Raw genomic sequence first — 16213 nt, forward strand, 5'->3', positions numbered from 1 at the left:
TATGAATGACGAAGAATTGAAAGAAGAAGTAGTCAAAGCTCTCAAAGGCGTGTATGACCCGGAAATTCCGGTTGATGTCTACGAATTGGGGCTGATCTACGAAATAAAAATATTCCCGATCAATAACGTTTATATCCTGATGACTTTGACGTCGCCCTCCTGCCCGTCGGCAGGAACCATTCCGGGCGAGATCGAAGCCAAAGTACGGGCGATTGAAGGCGTTAACGACGTGAGCGTGGAGTTGACTTTCGACCCGCCCTACACGACCGAAATGATGTCGGAAGTAGCGAAGCTCGAACTGGGTTTTATGTAAAAATGAACGGTTAGGTGGCTTGAATGGTTAAAATGGTTTCATGGATGGCTAAAAATGGTTAAACGGCTTTCTGTTATTCCAATGATCCAGTCACTTTTTAACCAGTTAACCATAAAACCATTTTTAACCATTACAATCATAAATAGTAACTCAAACTTTTAAACTACATACAATGTATCCTCCACATTTAGTTGCTCCGATGAAGGACGACCTGGTTAGCGCCGGTTTCGAGGACCTGAGCACGGCCGAGAAGGTCGATGAGGCCATGGAAAATGCCGAAGGCACCATGCTGGTGGTTGTCAACTCGGTTTGCGGATGTGCGGCTGGCGCGGCCCGTCCGGGTGTGAAAGCGGCCTTGAATCTGAGCGGTATCAAGCCCGATAAACTGGTGACGGTTTTCGCCGGTGTCGATTTTGAAGCCACGGCCCGGATGCGTGAGTATTTGCTGCCTTATCCGCCGTCATCACCGGCCATTGGTATTTTCAAAGATGGTGAACTGGTTCACTTTATCGAACGGCACCACATTGAAGGGCGCTCGGCGCAAATGATCGCGCAGCATCTGGAAATGGCTTTCGAAGAATTCTGCGAAAAAGCCTGACAAGTAAATTACCATTCTAGTCAGTCGAAACCGGTCGTGAATCACGACCGGTTTTTTATTTGCTCAAATCTGTTTAAATTAAGTCATCATCATTTAATTTCGCTATTGTAACCGATATTAAACAAATAGTTCCTATTTGCTCTGTTCTCTAGCATGAAGAAAAACTACTATCTCGCTATTTTCTATTTTTTGTATTCATCCCTTAGTTTAGCCCAATCTATACACCCTCACCAGGCATCTGCCTACGCCGAAGTTGGCGTACTCGGCTCAACCGCTGAGCGAACTCCTTTCTGGTTAAGAGCCAATCAATTCGGGATAATTCCTTTGTCGGCACCAGGTGGCACACTGCGGCTGGGTGTAAAAGGGGATTATTTGCTGACCGATACCACGTCCGTCCGTTCGTTTACCCACCCGCACAGGGAATGGACGCTTTCGTACGCAGCAGAAGGTGTTGGCAATGCCGGAAAAACCAATCAGCTTCTGCTGCCGGAGGCCTATATTAAATTAACTCATCGACGAATCGAGCTGGTAATCGGCCGGCGCAGGGAATCCATCGGTCTTGTCGATTCCAGCCTTTCGACCGGTTCGCACAGCTATTCCGGAAATGCATTGCCAATGCCTAAAATTCAACTCGGTACCCGGGGATTCGCGCCACTGGGCCGCCGGGGTACGGTGGCCATCAGCAGCATGTTTTCGCACGGCTGGTTTGGGAAAACCCCGTTCGTACAGGGCTCTTACCTGCATCAGTTTCAATTTATGCTGCGGATTGGAAAACCATCGTGGCCGGTGCGGTTTTACGGTGGGGGGCTCAAAAATGCGCAATGGGGTGGGCGCTCGGACTTTTTACCATCTTACCTGGCCGTAAACGGTCAACTGCCCAGCCGTCTGAGTGACTTTCCGAATGTAGCTTTTGCCATTCGCACCAATGGGATCAACAATCCACGCATTACGGCCTATGATTATGTCAATCTATACGGCAATCACGTTGGCCAGTACGACTTTGCCACTGAGCTTCAGATGTTCAGGGGGTTCAACCTGATGATGTACCACCAACATCCGTTCGAGGATCTGACCGGTATTGTTTTTCAAAATTTTCCCGACGGTTTGTACGGAATTCGGCTCCGAACCAAAACCCGGCCCAAATCGGCATTTCACCTTAATACACTCGTTCTGGAAATACTTTCTACCGTTTACCAAAGCGGTCCGCCTTCCAAAAAAAGCCTAACATTTGGCATTGCCGGCGATAACTACTTTAACAACTCACAATACCAGGAAGGCTGGGTATACCGCAATCAGGTAATCGGGACGCCTTTTATGACCCGCCTGGCTGATGCCAAACCGGAATACCGCATTGGCTACGTCATCAATAACAACCGGGTTCAGGTTGGCCATGTCGGCCTGAGTGCCACTATTGCTCAGAAAATTGAACTGGTCGGAAAGTTCTCTTACAGCCGCAACCGGGGCACATACCAGACCCCCTTACCGAATTCGCCAACCCAATTCTCCTCCATCCTCCAGCTTGGTTTACCGGTTTCCTGGCTGGGCGGCAGTTGGCTGACGGCTGCGGTTTCGGTGGACTCGGGGCAGTTGTACGAAAATGCAACGGGCGGTTTTATCAGCTTACGCAAAACCATCTGGCAGACCCCGAACACGCCCACGCCTAAAAAACCGGTCGGCAGGCTGTAGCTACTGCGGCACTTTGGCCTGTCCCAATACCCGTAGCAAGTTACCGCCCCAGATTTTGGCGATGTCCTGTTCTGAATAGCCTTTCCGCACCAGTTCCAGGGTCAACGCTTCAATCTCGCTCACATCTTCCATTCCGTTGACGCCCCCACCGCCGTCGAAATCACTGCCAATCCCGACGTGATCGATGCCGGCCAGACGTACAATGTAATCGATGTGTTTCACAATGTCCGAAACACTCGCCCGCTCGTAGGCATACCGCTTCTGGATCGAATCTTCCTTCGCATCCAGCTTTGCCCGCATTTCCGGGGTTACCACCCGACCCACGCCCGCCATCCGAATCGAATTCAGGGCCTGACGGTGTTCGTCTGACGGTTTTCTGAGGTAATCGGTTACAAAATTGACCTGCACAACACCTCCTTTGGCCGCAATGGCTTTGATCATTTCGTCGGTCATGTTTCGCGGGAAATTGCAGAGCGCGCGGGCGTTGGAGTGCGACGCAATCAGGGGCGCTTTCGACAATTCCAGCGCGTCGTAGAACGATTTATCGGAAACATGGGAAACATCGATCAGAATGCCTAACCGGTTCATTTCCTGCACAACCTGCCGCCCAAACGGGCTCAGGCCGTTATGAGTCGGGCCATCGGGGTCGGTGGCCGAATCGCAAATGGCGTTGTTGGCAAAGTGCGACAGTGTAATGTACCGACAACCCAGATCGTAATACTGTTTCAGCAACGACAAATCTTCGCCAACCGGATACCCGTTTTCCATTCCGATAAAAACCGCCCGTTTCCCGGCTTTTTTAATGCGGTAGGCATCGGCGGGCGTAGTCGCCAGTTCAGCCAGATCGGGGTGTTTTTTCAGCGCGTCGCTGATGCTTTGAAAAATCTTGAGGGCTTTGGCTTTAGCCTCGGCGTGGCCTTCCGGGGTGCGGGGCCCCTGCGCCATGTAGACCGCAAAAAACATGGCGTCCATCCCACCCTCTTTCATGCGGGGAAAGTCAATCTGCGACTTATCGCGCACCCGGTCGTGCCGCACGCCCACGTCAAAACCGTCCTTCACCATGTTGATCGGGGCGTCGGCATGCGTGTCGAGCGTCAGCACCCGCTGGTGAATTTTATGGGCTTTCTTCGTCAGTCGGTCGGCAGGCAGGAAGAAAATAGTAAGGAGCAGAAATAGGAAAAGAATGGGGTTCATCACGTTAGGTTAAATCCCAAGATAGAAAAGAATCGTTAAATTATCGGCATACCAGCCGTTTTAAAACCACCCGGAAGCCGATTCTATTCTGATTTATCCTGATCTTTGACTCTGGTTTCAACCGCTTATTTCAAAAAATAAATTCAAATATGGCCCAAACTGCCCTGATCACCGGCGCTACTTCCGGCATCGGTCTTGCGATTGCCAACGCATTTGCCAAACTCAACTACCGACTCATTCTGTGTGGCCGTCGTCAGGACCGGCTGGATGAATTGCAACAGACGCTCAGTGAATCGGTCGAATGCCATACGCTTAATTTTGACGTTCGCGACCGAGCTGCCGTCGAAACCGCCCTGGCTTCCCTACCCGATGCCTGGCAAACCATCGACGTGCTTGTCAACAACGCCGGCAACGCCCACGGCATGGGGCCCATTCAGGAAGGCGACATTGACGACTGGGACGCGATGATCGACGGCAACGTGAAGGGATTATTGTATGTTACCCGCGCGGTTTCACCGGGAATGGTCAAAAATGGCCGGGGTCACATCGTCAATATCAGTTCGATTGCCGGAAAGCAAACCTATGCCAACGGCGGGGTTTATTGCGCATCGAAAGCCGCTGTGGAAGCCCTGAGCGAAGGCATGCGACTGGATTTAACCCAGCACGGCATCAAAATTACCAATGTGGCTCCCGGCGCGGTCGAAACCGAGTTTTCGCTGGTCCGTTTCAAGGGTGACGAGGAGCGTGCCGCCAAAGTTTACGCCGGTTTCAAGCCCCTGACTGCCACCGACATCGCCGACGCTGTAGCCTACGCCGTTTCTGCTCCGGCCCACGTCACCATCGCCGACATCACGATCCTGGCTTCCGCCCAGGCCGCAGCCACAACCATTCATCGGAAATAAATTGAATGGTTAAATGGTTTTGAATGGTTTGATGGTTTAAATGGCTAAATGGTTGGAATGGTTGAAGGATGATTAAAATGCCGACAGCCATTCAACCATTTTTTAACCATTTAACCCTCCAAAACCACCTTAAAATTTATTGAAAAATCATGCAGGTCGAGGTAGCGTGGGCGTAGAGTTTGCCCTGAGCGTCTTCGACACGCGCTTCGGCGGTTGCCACGCTTCGGCCGACATGGATGACGGTTCCGGTGCAAATCAATTTGCCGGTTTTGGCCGTCACCGGGCGTACCAGATTGACTTTCAGTTCAAGCGTGGTGTAGCCCACACCAGCCGCCAGTTTGGTATGAATCGCGCAACCCATTGCCGAGTCGCAAAGGGTGCTCAATAAACCGCCGTGCACGACGCCGATCGGATTGTAATGAAATTCGGAAGGTATAACGGCAAAAACCGCCTTTCCGTCTTCCATTGCCACTGGATCAAAATCCAATGTCTGGCAGATGGGTGGAAGCGGATTGATACCGTCCAGGATGCTTTGTAGATAATCTAATCCAGACATGGTTTTGGCGGCCTGTGCGCCCTGCATGGGATCTTCCCAATTATACGATCGTTCTCGTTCGTCTGCTGCCATTAGTGATTTGAAGAATTGTAGTAAAAAGTAAACTTACTAAAATACAAAAATTGTACGTATTTTGAAAACAAAAACCGCCCGGTTTGTCTCTCAAAAAGAGGTGTTTTTAGCCGTCAATAAATTCGCCAAAACGCCCTCTTTCAACGAATAGGTCGACACCCGAATCTGCCGAATCCCGTACGCCCGCAACACGTAATCGATCAGGCAAACGCCCACTACAATCATGTCGACTCGCAGTTCGATCATGCCCGGTAACTGCATCCGTTCCGCGTGGTTTCGGGTCAGCAGCAGGTTATACAAACGCTGAAATTCGCTCAGAGGCAGCTCGAAAGCCGTCTGGTCCGCGTCCGGCAAATAACCTTTTTCATGCATAAACTGCAAATCGACCAGCGTATCAAATGAGCCTGAGGAGCCCACAAGCACGACGGGCGCGTATTGGTGAACCGCATTCGTGAGTGGCAAAAGCTGTTCCTGAAAAAACCGATTCAACCGATTTACGGCCGCCGGGCTGATCGGGTCGGTTTCCATAAACCGCTCCAGCAACCGCTGACCGCCAATTTCAAAACTTTGCTTCCAGTAAATCCGTTGCTGCGTACACAGAATAAACTCGACACTGCCCCCGCCGATGTCGACCACCAGCGCCATCTGATCGTCGAGGGTTCCGGCGGCCCGCACCCCGGCGTAAATGTACCCGGCTTCTTCGTCGCCCGAAATGGAGCGAATGATCAGACCGGTTTCCTGACGAATCCGTTCGATAAATTCCGCCTGATTTCCGGCGTTTCGGATCGCACTGGTTCCGATCGCAACCACCTGATCGACCGGGATTTGATGCTGATCGATCACCGTCCGGAAATACCGCAAAACCGCTACCGCCCGTTCAATGGCTTCGTCGGTAATAAACCCCTGATTGATCCCGGATTTGCCAATTTTTGCCGGGCGGCTTTCCCGGAAAAGCGTCTGACCTGCCTTCGTAATCATCAAATGAAAGGTATTCGTCCCGAGGTCAATAACGGCTTGCTTCATGCAAATCTGATGGTTTTCAATGGTTAAATGGCTAAAAATGGTTAAATGATATCAATGGCTGACGGGATAAAATGGCTCATAACCATCTAACCATTTTTAGCCATTCAACCATCCGGCCATTCAAACAATCATTTCGCACAAAACTATTGGTTTTTTCCTTCCAGAAACATACCTTTGCAATCCGTTTGGTATCAGAAAATTAACGAATTGCAGGATATGCTTATCATAAACGTCAAAGAAAACGAGTCAATTGACAAAGCCCTCAAGCGCTTTAAGAAAAAATTTGAAAAAACCGGCGTATTGCGCGCCCTACGTTCCCGGACTGCCTTCCAGAAACCGTCGATCAAACGTCGTCAGGAAATTCTGAAAGCGGTTTACCGTGAAAAAATGTACGGCAGCAACAGTGAAGCATAGTCTTTAGGACAGTTTTCCGAAACAGCATGGGTTGGCAGTAGGCATTCGCTTACTGCTTTTTTTATGGTATCTTGTTCTGAATTTCCAGTCTCCGCGCCCTATGGTTTCGCTTTTTCTTGAACACATCCGCTACGAGAAACGCCTGAGTCACCATACGCTCACGGCCTATCGCATTGATATCGACCAGTTTCAGGATTACCTCAAAAGTCAGTACGAGCTGGAAAAACCCGAGACGGCAACTTTCCACCAGATTCGGTCGTGGATTGTCAGCCTGGTCGAAAGCGGTTTGGACAAGACGTCGGTGAATCGGAAAATTGCGACGCTCCGTAGTTTTTTCGGATTCATGCTCCGCCGGAAAGTGATTGAAACCGACCCAATGCTGAAAGTGTCGGCGTTGAAAACCAGCAAAAAAATACCGGTTTTTGTCGAGGAAAAGCCGATGGAAACGCTGCTGGACGATGTCGATTTCCCGGACGATTTCAAGGGATTGCGCGACAAGCTGGTGCTCGAACTGTTATACGGCACCGGCATCCGGCTGGCCGAACTGGTGGGGCTCAAAATGGCCGACGTGAATCTGTACGAAAAAACCATCACGGTTTTGGGCAAACGCAACAAACACCGGATCATTCCGGTTCCGCCCCCGCTGTTTGCCCTTATTCAACAATACCAGCAAACGAAAGAATCGGAATTTGAAGGCAAAGCCGACCCGGTTTACCTGATTCTGAGCGACCAGGGCGTCAAGGCATATCCGGTTCTGATTCAGCGAATTGTGAAGCGGTATCTGGGATTGGTCACGACGCTTGAGAAGAAAAGTCCGCACGTGTTGCGCCATACTTACGCAACGCATTTACTCAACCGGGGCGCCGATCTGAACGCCATCAAGGATTTACTGGGGCACAGCAGTCTGGCCGCTACGCAAATTTATACGCACACGACCATCGACAAACTCAAGAAAGCGTACAATCAGGCGCATCCCAAGGCCGGGTAAGTTGGCAGTCGCCGATCTGCTTACTACTTTTACGCCATGAATGCTCCAGCCCTTTCCGCCACCCTGCTCGATCTGATTCGGCAACAACCCGAGGCCGAAAAAGCCGTTGCCTACCTGACGCAACAGGCCGACACGTATCGCAACACGCCGACTCAGGCGGTTTTTTACCGCGTTTTTACGGCTCTCCCGCGCTTTGTTGGCAAACAGACGATTATCGTTTCGCCCGAAAAAAATCAGGAAATACAGGCTCTACGGCCCGGTTTGACGGTCGATGGCTGGTCGCTCGACCGGCTGGCGCGCGTCTGGTGGTTGCGGCAACTTTCTTCGGATGATCCGGCGGTTTATTCCAGCACCATCGAAAACCTGTTTCGGGCGGCTGAAATGAATGAGCTGACGGCTTTGTATTCAGCCCTGCCCGTCCTTGATTACCCGGAACACTGGCGGTTTCAGGCCACCGAAGCCGTGCGGAATAACATGGGACCGGTGCAGGAAGCCATCATGTTGCACAATCCATATCCGGCGGAACAACTGGACGAACCAGCCTGGAATCAACTGATCATGAAGGCTTTCTTTACCGACAAACCAGTGGAAGAGATTACCGGTTTTGAAGAACGCACCAACGAAAAGCTGGCCCGAATCGCCATTGATTACGCCCAGGAACGCCGGGCGGCTGGTCGCACCATTCACCCGGCGTTGTGGACGCTCGTCAAACCGTTCGTAACCGACAGCAATCGGGCCGAACTGGAAGAACTTTTCCGTATCCACGGACCAGCGGGCGCTTCCGTTTAGTCCGCGGATACGTCTACGTTACAACCATCGATACGACAAACCGACGGAGAACAACAGATTGCTGCTGTTTTTCAGCTCGTTATATTTAAAAAATACGTTCTGATACTGCGCCTGGACTTCACCACCGAGGTTGCTGTTCCTGCCAAACTGAAACTTAGCGCCGACCGCCGGGGCCAAAACCGCCCGAATACCCGTCTTCTGATCGACCAGCGTGCCGTAATATTTGGCGTAATCAACGTAAGCACCACCGGCTCCCAATTGCAGATACGGCCTGAAAACCGACTGGATATTATTCAGATAAACTGATCCAATGGCCAGCAACGGCACGACGTTCAGTGATCGGGTTTGGACCGCCGAGATTTCCGAACCATCGTCGAAGGTGTACACCTGGCGCGGCAACCGCTCACTCACGTATTGCTGGCCAATCCGCGCACCCACCGAAAACCGCCCCGGAAACATGGCTTCCACCGCCAGCCCAAAATTGCGGTTTCCCGTTTTGTCGATGAAATTCTGCTGGCTACCCATCGGTAAACCGACGCCGTAAAAAACCGTCGCCCGGCCCGACACGAAGCGTTCGTAAAGTGAATTATTAAAGTTTTGGGAGCGCTCTTTCATTTCCCGCTCCTCTTTATCCGACTGAGCCACCGCACCCAGCGCCCAGATTAGCCCCAGCAAGCTAAATATGATTCTCTTTTTCATGGTTCTCGTTAGAAAAAAGATACGAGATGTGAGACAAGAGACTTTTTTGTCTCACATCTCCTGTCTCTACTCTTTTGTCTCTTTTAAATACGTTGACTGATCGAACACTTTGGTAATAATGGAATCAACGGACGTTTCGTCGAAGATGCCGTTGCCACGAATCTGGGCTTGCCACACAACGTTCAGCTTCTGATCGGCGGTGTTGGGGTTCTTCAGATCGATCAGTTGGATCAACCAGTAGGTGTCACTTACCTCGTAAAATGAATAATAGCTGGGATAATACGGACTATAACCGCCGAAGCCGCCCAGACCGCCGTAGCCCCAATAATCCAGGTAATACGCGGAATACGGATTTGAGGTAACGCCCACGTAGCTATTGTTGATTTTCATAACGGCGAGGCCCAAATCCGGATTGGTATTCCGGTTCACGCGCTGGTAGCCCAGTCCGGTCATCGTTTGCGCCAGTTTATCCAGCACGCGCTGGTCGAGGGTCGACATCGATACGGTTTGCCGGTCATTCACCATTTCCACCACCGAGTCCGGCAGGCTGTACGTTTTATAGTTCGCAAAATTGACCGAACGGTCGTGATTGGTAATAAAAACCTGGCTGTCTTCCGGCGTCAGGTCGTTGAGCGGGTCGGGTCGGCAGGAACTGACTCCACTTCCAATCCCTCCACAAATGCTCGCCCACAGCAGAATCTGAAATACGGTTTTCATGATGTTGAATTACTTTTTACTTAGCTTACTTTTTAAATAAATAACGATAAATGCATCGTTTTTGATTAACCAAACGGTTTTGGATTCAGTTTTTAATTAAAATCTAATGGGGTACCGATCGACTTGTTTCGCTTTTTTGAGTATGATTCGCTTTGAAAAATCTTACCTAAAGAAAAACACGGGCTAAAGTCAACGGGCACGTTGCAACTCGGTTGAAGCCCGACTACCTTTGCTTTTTAAAGCCGATAAACCCATGAGTTTTTTAGATACAGTACGCGGGATGAAGTTTTTTGACATGCACGTTCACATGACATCCCGCACCACCGATGATTATCAGGCAATGGCCGACGCCGGGATTGTGGCCGTGATCGAACCGGCTTTCTGGCTCGGACAGCCGCGCACGGGCGTCGATTCATTTCGCGATTACTTTGCCAGCCTGGTGGGCTGGGAGCGGTTTCGGGCCTCCCAGTTCGGCATCCGGCATTATTGCACCATCGGCCTGAACTCCAAGGAGGCCAACAACGAAGCGCTGGCCGAGCAGGTGATGGAAATTCTGCCGTTGTTTATCTACAAGGAAGGCGTGGTCGGCGTCGGCGAAATTGGTTTCGACGATCAGACTCCCGCCGAAGAAAAATACTACCGGGCGCAGCTGGATCTGGCCAAAGAAGCCGGTTTGCCGGTGCAGATTCACACGCCCCACCGCGACAAAAAACAGGGCACCAGCCGCAGCATGGACATCGCGCTCGAGCACGGCCTGGACCCCGGACTGGTGATTGTCGATCACAATAACGAAGAAACCGTCAAGGAAGTCCTCGATCGGGGTTTCTGGGCCGGTTTCACGATTTATCCCTTTACGAAAATGGGGAACGAGCGCATGGTCGAAGTGGTGAAACAGTATGGCCCCGAGCGGATTATGATCAATTCGGCCGCCGATTGGGGCATCAGCGATCCGCTGGCCTTGCCCAAAACCGCGGCCCTGATGAAAGAAAGCGGTATCTCCGACGAAACCATCCGACTGGTAACTTTTGAGAATGCCGTCACCGCTTTTGCGCAAAGCGGCCAGATCAGCCTCGCCGATTTCGACCAACCCGTCGACGTCGACCAAAGCCAGCGGTACAACGGCAGTTCCATCCTCCGCGGTGGCCAGGCCCCCCGGGTAGATAAATCATCAACCATAATAAAATAAATGAATAATGAATAATGAACAATGAATTGGCTTCCGCTTCTAATCATTGTTCATTATTCATTGTTCATTGTTCATTTCAATGCTCCTTCCCCTCCTCCGCCTAACCCGCCCTGCCAATCTCGTCACCGCCGTTGCTGATGTCATGGCGGGAATGGCGATTGCCGGGTACTACGTTATTCCTGATGCCGACCCGGCGCCGGTGGGCTGGCTCTGCCTCTCGACGGTCGGACTCTATGGCGGTGGCGTGGTGTTCAATGATGTTTTCGATGCGGAACTCGACGCCGTCGAACGGCCCGAACGACCCATTCCGAGCGGACTGGTTAGTCTGACGCAGGCGGCTTTGCTGGGCGGTTTGTTGTTGGCCATCGGTATCAGCGCGGCCTTTATGGTCAATTCAACGGCGGGTTTGCTGGCCGTCGCGATCAGTGTGGCGTCGCTGGTATATGATAAATTCGGCAAACACAACGCCATCCTCGGCCCCTTGAATATGGGACTTTGCCGGGGTTTGAACCTCGCGTTGGGAATGAGTGCATTACCCGATCAACTGACGCTCTGGGCTTCGCTGGGTGTCATTCCGATCGTTTACATTGCCGCCATCACCATGATCAGCCGGGGCGAAGTACACGGCGGAAATCCGATGGTTTTGCGGGTTGCGGGTTTGCTGTATGGCCTGGTCATCGGCTGCATCGGCGCAATTGCCCAACAACAAAGTCAGCTCGGAACCGCCATCCCGTTCCTGTTGCTCTTCGGTTATTTTATTTTTCCACCCCTCTGGCTGGCCATCCGCGAACCGTCGGGACGCAACATTGGTATGGCCGTCAAATCGGGCGTATTGTCCCTGATTGTGATGAATGCGGCTTGGGTAGCCGCATTTGCCTCATTTCCACTGGCCATGCTGGTGGCCTGTCTGCTCCCTTTGTCGCGACTGCTGGCGAAAGTTTTTGCCGTCACCTAGCCGAACGCATCCGGCTATTACGTTGTTTTAAAAGACAAACTGTCAGTTTTGTTTTTTAAGTACCTTTGCATTCTATTTTAATCATTATTTCGGGAATGAATACCCTTCACCAATCCTTCAGCGTTCCGTTCACCTACGACGTATTTTTTTCTGATCGTCTGTTTGAAAGTACCAATCCGACTTTACTTGAGTTTTTGAAAAACCGGCATACGGAAGGGTTTCGTAAAAAGCTTTTATTCGTTCTGGATGAGGGGGTTACGGCCAGTCATCCGGACTTACTGAATCAGATCAAAGCGTATTTTTCCCGGGTTTCAATTGTCGAACTGGTTCCTGATCTGATCGTTATTCCCGGTGGCGAAGGGTCAAAAAATGATCCGGCGCTCGTGGATCAGCTCATCGACGCCGTTGATCGGTACGGTATCGACCGGCATTCCTACATTATTGCCGTCGGAGGTGGTTCGGTGCTGGATCTTGTGGGCTATGTGGCCGCAATTTCGCACCGGGGCATCCGGCACATCCGGATTCCGACGACAGTTCTGTCGCAAAACGATTCCGGGATTGGCGTCAAAAACGGCGTTAATTACAAGGGCAAGAAAAACTTTCTCGGTTCCTTTGCTCCACCCATAGCAGTTTTCAACGATGCCGATTTTCTGAAAACGCTCGACGACCGCGACTGGCGAGCGGGCATTTCCGAAGCCATTAAAGTAGCTTTGATAAAAGACAAGCCGTTCTTCGAGTGGCTCGAAACGCAAGCCGAAAAACTGGCCGCCCGCGATCTGGACACGATGCAGCAGTTGATTCACCGCTGTGCCGAACTCCACCTCGACCACATTGCCAGCGGAGATCCCTTCGAAATGGGCTCGTCGCGGCCCCTGGATTTTGGACACTGGAGCGCTCATAAACTCGAACAACTTACTGATTTTGAGATTCGGCACGGCGAGGCCGTCGCCATCGGCATTGCGGTTGATAGCCTTTATTCGCAGCGCCTGGGCTGGCTGAGCGAAACCGACGCCAACCGCATTCTGAACCTGGAACGGACGCTCGGCTTTCCTCTCTTCCATCCGGCGCTGGACGGCGACGGCGTGTTGAAAGGACTGGATGAATTCCGCGAACACCTCGGCGGCCAACTGACCATCATGCTGCTCAAAGCGATTGGTAAAGGCGTGGAAGTCCACGAAATGGATCAGGAACTGATTCGCGAAGTCATTGGGATCTTAAAAGAAGACGAAATACAACCTGCATGAAAACCCCGCTGGGACATCTCGGTTACTGCACGAATATTCATGCCGGTGAACATTGGGCGGAGCATTTCGCTGCCTTGCAACAGGCTATTCCGACCATCAAGCAACGGCTCTCGCCCGATGCGCCGTTTGGAATCGGCCTGCGGTTATCCAACATCGCCAGTCAGGAAATCAACCAGCCGGAGCGTCTGACCGAGTTTCAGAACTGGCTGGCCGAAAACGATTGCTACATCTTCACGATGAACGGTTTTCCGTACGGCGGTTTTCACCGCACCCGCGTGAAGGATCAGGTTCACACGCCCGACTGGCAAACGCCCGAACGTGTCGATTACACCATCCGGCTGTTTCGCCAACTGGCGTTTCTGCTACCCAAAAATGGGCCAAATGGCATCGTTGAAGCCGGAATTTCGACTTCTCCGCTCTCCTATCGGCACTGGTTTCAGTGGGAAAAACCGGGGGAGCGCGACCGGGTTTTTGAAGTGACGACGCAGCGCTTGATGACGGTGGTGGAAGAACTGGTACGCATCAAGCAACAGGATGGCATCAGCCTGCACCTCGATCTCGAACCCGAACCCGACGGATTGCTGGAAACCGCTGACGAATTCATCGAATGGTTTAACCTGTATCTGCTACCCATTGGCATTGAACGGCTGAACGACGAATTCGGCTGGTCGGCGGGCGAGTGCGAAGCGGCTTTGCGCGAACACGTCCAGCTTTGCTACGACGTTTGCCACTTTGCGGTCGGGTATGAACGCCCGGAAGAAGTGCTGAAAAAGCTGAAAGACAACGACCTGAAAGTGGGTAAAATCCAGATCAGTGCGGCCTTGAAAGCAACTTTTCCGGTGGAACGAAACAGCCGGGAAGCAGTTTTGGATCAATTCCGGCAGTTCAACGAACCGACCTATCTGCATCAGGTGGTGGCCCGGAATTCAGACGGCGAATTGCTCCGGTTTCCGGATTTGCCAGAAGCCCTGCAGGCTTTCAACAAAAACCACGTCGAATGGCGGTCGCACTTCCACGTCCCGCTGTTTGTGGACGATTACGGCCTGCTGCAATCGACCCAGGATGATATTGTCGAAGTGATTCGTTTACAGAAACAAACCCCATTTACAACCCAGATGGAAGTCGAAACTTACACCTGGGAAGTGCTGCCCGAAGATCTCAAACAACGGTTGAATGATTCGATTGTACGGGAAATGGAATGGGTCGTAAATGAGATTAAGAAATAGAAATAACGAATAATGAATAACGAATGTTGAAATAGCTCCGCACACGTTCGATATTCGGTGTTCGATATTATACCTTGCTATGAAAAAAACCGTAGTAATCGACGTTGTGGGCTTATCATCTTCGCTGATTGGGGAGCATACGCCCTTTCTGAAGCAGTGGGTGTCTGACAAACAACTTTCCTCCATCGAACCGATGCTCCCCGCGGTCACGACTGCGGTTCAATCGACGTATGTAACCGGGAAATGGCCGACCGAAACCGGCATTGTCGGGAACGGCTGGTATGACCGCACGGACTGTGAGGTAAAATTCTGGAAACAGTCGAACAAGCTGGTCGGTGGCGAGAAAATCTGGGAACGCGCCCGGCTACTCGATCCGTCGTTTACGGTTTCCAAAATGTTCTGGTGGTACAATATGTATTCTTCCGCCGACTTTTCGGTAACACCCCGTCCGCAATACCACGCCGACGGCGTGAAAGCGCCCGATTGCTACAGCCATCCCTCCGACCTCCGCGACCGGCTCCAGGAAGCGCTGGGCACATTTCCGCTGTTTAGTTTCTGGGGACCCAACGCCAACATCAAATCGACCCGCTGGATTGCCGATGCGTCACTGCTCGTTGACCGCTGGCACAATCCGACATTAACGCTGATTTATCTGCCGCACCTGGATTACTGTTTGCAAAAATTCGGCCCGGATTTTAGTAAAATCTCAAAAGAACTGCACGAAATCGACGACGTTTGCAAAGATTTGATTCAGCATTACGAACGTCAAAATGCGGAGATTATCATGCTGTCGGAATACGGCATCACGAATGTCAGCAAACCGATTCATTTAAACCGCCTGTTCCGCGACGCCGGATTGATTAACGTGCGGGTTGAACAGGGGCTGGAATTGCTGGATGCGGGTGCGTCGCGGGCCTTTGCCGTGGCCGATCATCAGGTTGCCCACGTTTACATCAACGACCCGGGTTGTGCCGCGCAGGTGCGCTCGATTCTGGAAAAAACGCCGGGCGTTGAGCTGGTTCTGGACGAAGCCGGGAAGAAAAAATACCACATCGACCACGAACGCTCGGGCGACCTGGTGGTGGTGGCCGACGCCGAAAGCTGGTTTACGTATTATTACTGGCTCGACGATGCCAAAGCTCCCGATTATGCCCGGCTGGTCGACATTCACCGCAAACCGGGGTACGATCCGGTCGAGATGTTCATGGATCCGGCCAACCCGATGATCAAACTGAAGGCCGGTTACAAACTGATCCGGAAAAAACTGGGTTTCCGCTACCTGATGAACGTCATTCCGCTTGATGCGACGCTGATCAAAGGCTCGCACGGCCGCGTGAATACGCCAACTGCCTATCACCCGGTTTTTGTTTCGTCGCGGAAAGGTCAGGGGCAAAAACCGCTCAAGGCAGTCGATGTGTACGAAAAAATCTGGGAGTCGCTAACCGCTGAAATTCCTCAGAAAACCGCCTGATAACTAGTACTTTATTAACACCCAAAGCCCGTTGTTTGCAAACAGCGGGCTTTTTTATTGGCCCGTTAAATAATAGAATTCGATCAATCAACAAACGATCGGGTTTATTAACTAGACAAGTGATAAAAGAGGTGAGAGGCTAGATTCTGCGAATTAGATGGTCTTTATTCTCTTGTCTAA

The 16213-nt window shown here is 51.6% G+C and carries 17 protein-coding genes; 12 read left to right on the plus strand and 5 right to left on the minus strand.

Translation table 11 applies throughout. The annotated features are described in order from the left end of the window. Position 1: 1 nt before the first annotated feature. The 3 genes from GJJ30_RS30475 to GJJ30_RS30485 all read left to right on the plus strand — a co-directional run bounded on the left by GJJ30_RS30475 (position 2) and on the right by GJJ30_RS30485 (position 2597). Positions 2-313, plus strand: coding sequence for a DUF59 domain-containing protein (locus GJJ30_RS30475; protein ID WP_124876353.1), 312 nt, complete (start codon positions 2-4; stop codon positions 311-313). A 172-nt stretch (positions 314-485) separates the two neighbouring features. Continuing rightward, a complete protein-coding gene (locus GJJ30_RS30480; protein WP_154179015.1) occupies positions 486-911 on the plus strand; it encodes a BrxA/BrxB family bacilliredoxin in 426 nt (141 codons plus the stop codon). 153 nt (positions 912-1064) lie between these two features. Next, the gene (locus tag GJJ30_RS30485; protein ID WP_154179016.1) at positions 1065-2597 is read left to right on the plus strand and encodes a capsule assembly Wzi family protein; all 1533 of its coding nucleotides are present in this window, start codon (positions 1065-1067) and stop codon (positions 2595-2597) included. On the opposite strand, the gene GJJ30_RS30490 is transcribed toward GJJ30_RS30485, so the two are convergent. Further along, on the minus strand, positions 2598-3791 hold the full coding sequence (locus GJJ30_RS30490; protein ID WP_154179017.1) for a dipeptidase: 1194 nt from the start codon (positions 3789-3791) through the stop codon (positions 2598-2600). Between the two features lie 149 nt (positions 3792-3940). Here GJJ30_RS30490 and GJJ30_RS30495 point away from each other — a divergent pair, with 149 nt between their 5' ends. Beyond that, a complete protein-coding gene (locus tag GJJ30_RS30495; protein WP_154179018.1) occupies positions 3941-4693 on the plus strand; it encodes an SDR family NAD(P)-dependent oxidoreductase in 753 nt (250 codons plus the stop codon). 136 nt (positions 4694-4829) lie between these two features. On the opposite strand, the gene GJJ30_RS30500 is transcribed toward GJJ30_RS30495, so the two are convergent. Both GJJ30_RS30500 and GJJ30_RS30505 read right to left on the minus strand, forming a co-directional pair. Then, positions 4830-5321: a PaaI family thioesterase gene (locus GJJ30_RS30500; protein ID WP_154179019.1), complete on the minus strand. Its 492-nt coding sequence runs from the start codon at positions 5319-5321 to the stop codon at positions 4830-4832. Positions 5322-5411: 90 nt separating this feature from the next. Continuing rightward, positions 5412-6344 (minus strand): Ppx/GppA phosphatase family protein, encoded by a 933-nt coding sequence (locus GJJ30_RS30505; RefSeq protein WP_154179020.1) that lies wholly within the window; start codon positions 6342-6344, stop codon positions 5412-5414. A 216-nt stretch (positions 6345-6560) separates the two neighbouring features. Here GJJ30_RS30505 and rpsU point away from each other — a divergent pair, with 216 nt between their 5' ends. From rpsU to GJJ30_RS30520, 3 genes are all read left to right on the plus strand, one after another. Beyond that, a complete protein-coding gene (gene rpsU, locus GJJ30_RS30510) occupies positions 6561-6758 on the plus strand; it encodes a 30S ribosomal protein S21 (protein WP_038120545.1) in 198 nt (65 codons plus the stop codon). A 100-nt stretch (positions 6759-6858) separates the two neighbouring features. Next, positions 6859-7746 (plus strand): tyrosine-type recombinase/integrase, encoded by an 888-nt coding sequence (locus GJJ30_RS30515; RefSeq protein WP_154179021.1) that lies wholly within the window; start codon positions 6859-6861, stop codon positions 7744-7746. Between the two features lie 36 nt (positions 7747-7782). Further along, positions 7783-8535 carry an EboA domain-containing protein gene (locus GJJ30_RS30520; RefSeq protein ID WP_170299309.1) on the plus strand — a complete coding sequence of 251 codons (753 nt, stop codon included), beginning with the start codon at positions 7783-7785 and terminating at the stop codon, positions 8533-8535. A gap of 18 nt (positions 8536-8553) precedes the next feature. Here the strand turns inward: GJJ30_RS30520 and GJJ30_RS30525 are convergent, their stop codons facing one another. Together GJJ30_RS30525 and GJJ30_RS30530 are read right to left on the minus strand one after the other, a co-directional pair. Then, positions 8554-9234, minus strand: a complete 681-nt coding sequence (locus tag GJJ30_RS30525; protein WP_154179022.1) for a hypothetical protein — start codon at positions 9232-9234, stop codon at positions 8554-8556. 66 nt (positions 9235-9300) lie between these two features. After that, positions 9301-9951 carry a DUF4136 domain-containing protein gene (locus GJJ30_RS30530; RefSeq protein WP_154179023.1) on the minus strand — a complete coding sequence of 217 codons (651 nt, stop codon included), beginning with the start codon at positions 9949-9951 and terminating at the stop codon, positions 9301-9303. A 253-nt stretch (positions 9952-10204) separates the two neighbouring features. Here GJJ30_RS30530 and GJJ30_RS30535 point away from each other — a divergent pair, with 253 nt between their 5' ends. From GJJ30_RS30535 to GJJ30_RS30555, 5 genes are all read left to right on the plus strand, one after another. After that, a complete protein-coding gene (locus GJJ30_RS30535; protein ID WP_154179024.1) occupies positions 10205-11137 on the plus strand; it encodes a TatD family hydrolase in 933 nt (310 codons plus the stop codon). A 79-nt stretch (positions 11138-11216) separates the two neighbouring features. After that, entirely contained in the window at positions 11217-12092 is an 876-nt protein-coding gene (eboC, locus tag GJJ30_RS30540; protein WP_154179025.1) for a UbiA-like protein EboC, read from the plus strand. A 95-nt stretch (positions 12093-12187) separates the two neighbouring features. Next, on the plus strand, positions 12188-13336 hold the full coding sequence (locus tag GJJ30_RS30545; protein WP_154179026.1) for a 3-dehydroquinate synthase: 1149 nt from the start codon (positions 12188-12190) through the stop codon (positions 13334-13336). Next, positions 13333-14562, plus strand: a complete 1230-nt coding sequence (gene eboE / locus GJJ30_RS30550) for a metabolite traffic protein EboE (protein WP_154179027.1) — start codon at positions 13333-13335, stop codon at positions 14560-14562. Before GJJ30_RS30545 ends, eboE begins: the two co-directional genes overlap by 4 nt. 79 nt (positions 14563-14641) lie before the next feature. Then, entirely contained in the window at positions 14642-16033 is a 1392-nt protein-coding gene (locus GJJ30_RS30555) for an alkaline phosphatase family protein (protein WP_154179028.1), read from the plus strand. The last annotated feature ends 180 nt before the right edge of the window (positions 16034-16213 follow it).

Origin of the sequence: Larkinella terrae (genome assembly GCF_009668025.1) — a bacterium.
Lineage (GTDB): Bacteria > Bacteroidota > Bacteroidia > Cytophagales > Spirosomataceae > Larkinella > Larkinella terrae.

Coding starts and splice junctions, on each gene's coding strand:
- GJJ30_RS30505 (WP_154179020.1), bottom strand. CDS start 6,344: ATGAAGCAAGCCGTTATTGACCTCGGGACGAATACCTTTCATTTGATG.
- GJJ30_RS30555 (WP_154179028.1), top strand. CDS start 14,642: ATGAAAAAAACCGTAGTAATCGACGTTGTGGGCTTATCATCTTCGCTG.
- eboC (WP_154179025.1), top strand. CDS start 11,217: ATGCTCCTTCCCCTCCTCCGCCTAACCCGCCCTGCCAATCTCGTCACC.
- GJJ30_RS30485 (WP_154179016.1), top strand. CDS start 1,065: ATGAAGAAAAACTACTATCTCGCTATTTTCTATTTTTTGTATTCATCC.
- GJJ30_RS30475 (WP_124876353.1), top strand. CDS start 2: ATGAATGACGAAGAATTGAAAGAAGAAGTAGTCAAAGCTCTCAAAGGC.
- GJJ30_RS30515 (WP_154179021.1), top strand. CDS start 6,859: ATGGTTTCGCTTTTTCTTGAACACATCCGCTACGAGAAACGCCTGAGT.
- GJJ30_RS30535 (WP_154179024.1), top strand. CDS start 10,205: ATGAGTTTTTTAGATACAGTACGCGGGATGAAGTTTTTTGACATGCAC.
- GJJ30_RS30500 (WP_154179019.1), bottom strand. CDS start 5,321: ATGGCAGCAGACGAACGAGAACGATCGTATAATTGGGAAGATCCCATG.
- GJJ30_RS30480 (WP_154179015.1), top strand. CDS start 486: ATGTATCCTCCACATTTAGTTGCTCCGATGAAGGACGACCTGGTTAGC.
- GJJ30_RS30490 (WP_154179017.1), bottom strand. CDS start 3,791: ATGAACCCCATTCTTTTCCTATTTCTGCTCCTTACTATTTTCTTCCTG.
- GJJ30_RS30525 (WP_154179022.1), bottom strand. CDS start 9,234: ATGAAAAAGAGAATCATATTTAGCTTGCTGGGGCTAATCTGGGCGCTG.
- GJJ30_RS30495 (WP_154179018.1), top strand. CDS start 3,941: ATGGCCCAAACTGCCCTGATCACCGGCGCTACTTCCGGCATCGGTCTT.
- eboE (WP_154179027.1), top strand. CDS start 13,333: ATGAAAACCCCGCTGGGACATCTCGGTTACTGCACGAATATTCATGCC.
- GJJ30_RS30545 (WP_154179026.1), top strand. CDS start 12,188: ATGAATACCCTTCACCAATCCTTCAGCGTTCCGTTCACCTACGACGTA.
- GJJ30_RS30520 (WP_170299309.1), top strand. CDS start 7,783: ATGAATGCTCCAGCCCTTTCCGCCACCCTGCTCGATCTGATTCGGCAA.
- rpsU (WP_038120545.1), top strand. CDS start 6,561: ATGCTTATCATAAACGTCAAAGAAAACGAGTCAATTGACAAAGCCCTC.
- GJJ30_RS30530 (WP_154179023.1), bottom strand. CDS start 9,951: ATGAAAACCGTATTTCAGATTCTGCTGTGGGCGAGCATTTGTGGAGGG.